The sequence below is a fragment of the Pinirhizobacter sp. genome (assembly GCF_035317885.1).
Taxonomy (GTDB): Bacteria; Pseudomonadota; Gammaproteobacteria; order Xanthomonadales; family Rhodanobacteraceae; genus Pinirhizobacter.
In genome coordinates this window covers 1-4,250 of sequence record NZ_DATHFX010000466.1, presented here as the reverse complement: position 1 = coordinate 4,250, position 4,250 = coordinate 1, and the positions used below count along the sequence as shown (strand labels likewise).

The 4,250-nt window shown below is 65.7% G+C and carries 4 protein-coding genes; 3 read left to right on the top strand and 1 reads right to left on the bottom strand.

What is annotated here, in order from left to right:
- Nucleotides 1–482 (top strand): fumarylacetoacetate hydrolase family protein (locus tag VK519_RS15360; RefSeq protein ID WP_324351189.1); only part of this gene is annotated, 482 nt, incomplete at its 5' end.
- 77 nt (nucleotides 483–559) lie between these two features.
- Here the strand turns inward: VK519_RS15360 and gap are convergent.
- Nucleotides 560–1,573 carry a type I glyceraldehyde-3-phosphate dehydrogenase gene (gap, locus tag VK519_RS15355; RefSeq protein ID WP_324351187.1) on the bottom strand — a complete coding sequence of 338 codons (1,014 nt, stop codon included), beginning with the start codon at nucleotides 1,571–1,573 and terminating at the stop codon, nucleotides 560–562.
- Nucleotides 1,574–1,734: 161 nt separating this feature from the next.
- On the opposite strand from gap, the gene VK519_RS15350 reads away from it, so the two are divergent.
- Both VK519_RS15350 and pyk read left to right on the top strand, forming a co-directional pair.
- On the top strand, nucleotides 1,735–2,556 hold the full coding sequence (locus tag VK519_RS15350; protein ID WP_324351185.1) for a S1/P1 nuclease: 822 nt from the start codon (nucleotides 1,735–1,737) through the stop codon (nucleotides 2,554–2,556).
- Nucleotides 2,557–2,575: 19 nt separating this feature from the next.
- Nucleotides 2,576–4,045: a pyruvate kinase gene (gene pyk / locus VK519_RS15345; protein WP_324351183.1), complete on the top strand. Its 1,470-nt coding sequence runs from the start codon at nucleotides 2,576–2,578 to the stop codon at nucleotides 4,043–4,045.
- Nucleotides 4,046–4,250: the final 205 nt, after the last annotated feature.

Sequence of the window (4,250 nt, the reverse complement as noted above, 5' to 3'; positions counted from 1 at the left end):
ACCTGGTGAACGACGTTTCGCTGCGCGGCCTCATTCCCAACGAACTGGCCAAGGGCTTCGGCTTCCTGCAATCGAAGCCGCGCTCGGCACTGTCGCCGGTGTTCGTCACCCCGGATGAACTGGGCGATGCATGGCACGGCGACAAATTGCACTTGCCGATGCGTACTTCGATCAACGGACAATGGTTCGGCGACGCCGAGTGTGGCGTGGACATGCAATTCAGCTTCGCCCAGCTGGTAGCGCACGTGGCCAGGACACGGCCGTTGACGGCGGGCACGCTGGTGGGTTCGGGCACGATCGCCAACGAGGATACGTCCAGGGGCGCGTCGTGCCTGGCCGAACAACGCACCGTGGAAACCCTGCGTGACGGCAAGCCGAAAACGCCGTTCCTGAAGTTCGGGGATACGGTGCGGATCGAGGTGACCGACAAGGGCGGCAAGTCGATCTTCGGGGCGATCGAGCAGGTGATGGCCGCGCTTTAGGCTTACCAGCACCGGGGGTCAGAGTATTCACTCTGACCCCCAGCCTCTCCGATCGAATGATCGCTTACTGCCGCGCGTTACTTCGCGGCCATCAACGCCCGCGTCATGTCCAGCATGCGGTTGGAGAAGCCCCACTCGTTGTCGTACCACGAGAGCACCTTGACCAGCGTGCCGCCCATGACGCGCGTCTGCGTGGCGTCGTAGATCGACGAGTGCGGGTTGTGGTTGAAGTCGATCGACACCAGCGGCTTGGTGTTGGTGGTGAGGATGCCCTTCAGCGCGCCGTTGCCGGCCTCCGCGATAGCGGCATCGATCTCTTCTTTCGAAGTTTCGCGCTTGGCGACGAAGGTGAGGTCCACCACCGACACGTTGATGGTGGGCACGCGTATGGCGAAGCCGTCGAGCTTGCCGTTCAGTTCCGGCAGCACCAGGCCCACCGCGGCGGCGGCGCCGGTCTTGGCCGGGATCTGGCTGTGCGTGGCGCTACGGGCACGGCGCAGGTCCGAGTGGTACACATCGGTGAGAACCTGGTCGTTGGTGTAGGCATGGATGGTGGTCATCAGGCCGTGCACGATGCCGATCTTCTCGTGCAGCACCTTGGCCAGCGGCGCCAGGCCGTTGGTGGTGCACGATGCGTTGGAGATCCCCTGGTGCGCGGCGGTGAGCTTGTCGTGGTTCACGCCGTAGACGAAGGTGCCGTCCACGTCCTTGTCGCCCGGGGCCGAAATGATCACTTTCTTCGCGCCGCCGGCGATGTGCGCGCTGGCCTTGGCCTTGGAGGTGAAGAAGCCGGTGCTTTCCAGCACCACGTCCACTTCGTTCTCGCCCCAGGGGAGCTTGGAAGGATCACGTTCGGCGAACACCTTGATGCGGTCGCCGTTGACGATCAGGTCATTGCCGTCGACGGACACCTCGCCCGGGAAACGGCCATGCGCCGTGTCGTACTGGGTCAGGTGCGCGTTGGTCTCGGCATCGCCGAGGTCGTTCACTGCGACGATCTTGATGTCGTCGTAGTGGCCCGATTCATAGAGCGAGCGCAGGATGTTGCGACCGATGCGACCGTAACCGTTGATGGCGACCTTGATGGCCATAGGGCAGCGTCCTCTTGGGGTGCGTGGTGGTTCGGATGGGCTAAGACCTCCAATTTTAGCCGGAAACGGGCCCGGGCGATGTTGTGCCGTCTTAACGCCCATGCGCAGTGTCATCTGGCTGTGGCAGACTCCGCCGCCCAAGCCACCACGCAAGGCCTCCCATGCGCTCCACCCCTCTCCGCGGCGCCGTCGTCGCAGCTTCTTTCGCGCTTAGCCTGGCCGCGGCTCCCGCCGCCTTCGCCTGGGGGCAGGTCGGACACCGGATCGTGGCGAGCCTGGCGCAGCGCCAGCTCGACCCCAAGGCCCTGGCCGAGGTCAAGCGCCTGCTGGCCACAGAAAACGACAAGGACCTGGCCGATGTCGCCACCTGGCCCGACGAATTGCGCGATAACCCCGATACCAAGGAGCTGGGCAAGGCCACCTCCAAGCTGCACTACGTGGACTTCAACGACCCCACCTGCGTGTATTCGCCGCCCAAGTGCCCCGACGGCCAATGCGTGGTGGAGGGCATCGCCAAATACGTGGCCATCCTGGGCGATCACTCAAAGTCCGACACCGAACGCCGCGAGGCCCTGAGTTTCGTCGTGCATTTCGTCGGCGACGTGCACCAGCCGCTGCATGCGGGGTACCGCGACGACAAGGGCGGCAACGAGTTCCAGGTGCAGTTCCAGGGCAAGGGCTCGAACCTGCACAAAGTGTGGGACTCGGGCATGTTGTATACGCGCAACCTGCAGTGGCCGGCCTATGCGGACCTGCTTGCGGCGCAGGGCGCGGTGACCCTGCCCAAGCCGATGCCGCCGCTGGACAACCCCTATGCCCAGTGGGCGGAGGAGTCGTGCAAGATCAGCAAGGCGCCGGGCTTCTACCCCGACAAGCACGAGATCGACGACGCATACGTCGCCGTCGAGCGCCCCGTGGCCGAGCAACGCCTGCGCGAAGCGGGCAAGCGCCTGGCCGACGTGTTGAACAAGACACTGGACTAAGTGTGGTAATTTCCGACAAATGACCGAACCCCAAGTCCGCCGCACCAAGATCGTCGCCACCCTCGGCCCCGCCACCGATGTGCCCGGCATGCTCGAGCGCATCATCGAGGAGGGGGTGGACATCGTCCGCCTGAACCTTTCGCATGGTGCGCCGGATGATCACCGCGCCCGCGCCGCCGCCGTGCGTGCCGCGGCCGAGGCCGTCGGCCGCGAGGTGGGCATCCTGTGCGACCTGCAGGGCCCGAAGATCCGCATCGAGAAATTCGCCAACGGCCCGGTGGACCTCCTTCCGGGTGATCCGTTCGTGCTCGACTGCCGCCCGGGCGCGGCGTTGGGAAACGCCACGGGCGTCGGCGTCAGCTACTACGGCTTGCCGCAGGATGTCCATCCTGGCGATGTGCTGCTGCTCGATGACGGACTGGTCGGGCTTACCGTGAACGAGGTGGTCGGCACCGAAGTGCGTACCACGTGCCTCATCGGTGGCCGGCTTTCCGATCGCAAGGGGCTGAACCGCCAGGGCGGTGGCCTGAGCGTCGATGCACTGTCGGACAAGGACCGCAACGACATCAAGCTCTCGGCCGAGATCGGCTGCGACTTCCTGGCCATCTCCTTCGTTCGCAGCGCGCACGACATGGACGAGGCCCGCCGCCTGCTGCATGAGGCCGGCGGTTCCGCCGCCCTGGTGTCGAAGATCGAGCGCGCCGATGCCATTCCCGTGCTCGGCGAAATCATCGATGCCTCCGACGTGGTGATGGTGGCCCGCGGCGACCTGGGCGTGGAAATCGGCGACGCGGAACTCCCGGGCCTGCAGAAGAAGATCATTCGCGAGGCGGTGCAACGCAACCGCTCGGTGATCACCGCTACCCAGATGCTGCAGTCGATGGTGGTGGCACCCATCCCCACCCGTGCCGAAGTGCTCGATGTGGCCAATGCCGTGATCGACGGTACGGACGCCGTGATGCTTTCCCAGGAGAGCGCCGCCGGCGCGCATCCGGACAAGGCCGTGGCCGCCATGCGCCGCATCTGCCTGGGCGCCGAGCGTCAGTTCGAGCCCAACGACGCACTTTCCACCCAGACCACCCCGCTGGACCGCACCGACCAGGCCATCGCGCTGGCCGCCATGGTGCTGGCCGCCCGTATCGGCGCCCGCGCCATCATCGCGCTGACCGAATCGGGCGCCACGGCACAATGGTTGTCGCGTTACCGGTTCTCCGTGCCGATCTATGCCTTGTCGCCGTCGGGTCCGGCCCGCCGGCGGATGTTGATGCTGCGCGACGTGCAGCCGGTGGATTTCGCCGAGAACACGCTCGATCCGGCCCATACGGCGCGTGCCGCGTTGCAGCATCTATTCGCGCTGGGCAAGCTTGCCGAAGGCGACCGCGTGATCCTTACCCATGGCGACCACTCCGGCCGTGGCGGTGGCACGAACACGCTGAAATTGCTGGTGGTGGGTGCCGACGGGATCGCCGAGAGCCTCCGCGACCTTTAAAAATTGCGGCCCGGCGCTAGACTAGAGTCCCCAGTCCAGCGCCGAGGTCGCCATGTCCACCATGTTCCCCCGCCTCGCGTTATCCGCGTTCGTGGCACTCGCCGCCATGCCTGCCCTGGCGCAGGATGCGCAGCGCGTTTCGCCCGACCGCCTTCCCTCGTACTGGACGCTGGCCAGTACCTCGGTGGATGCCGACGTTCCCAAC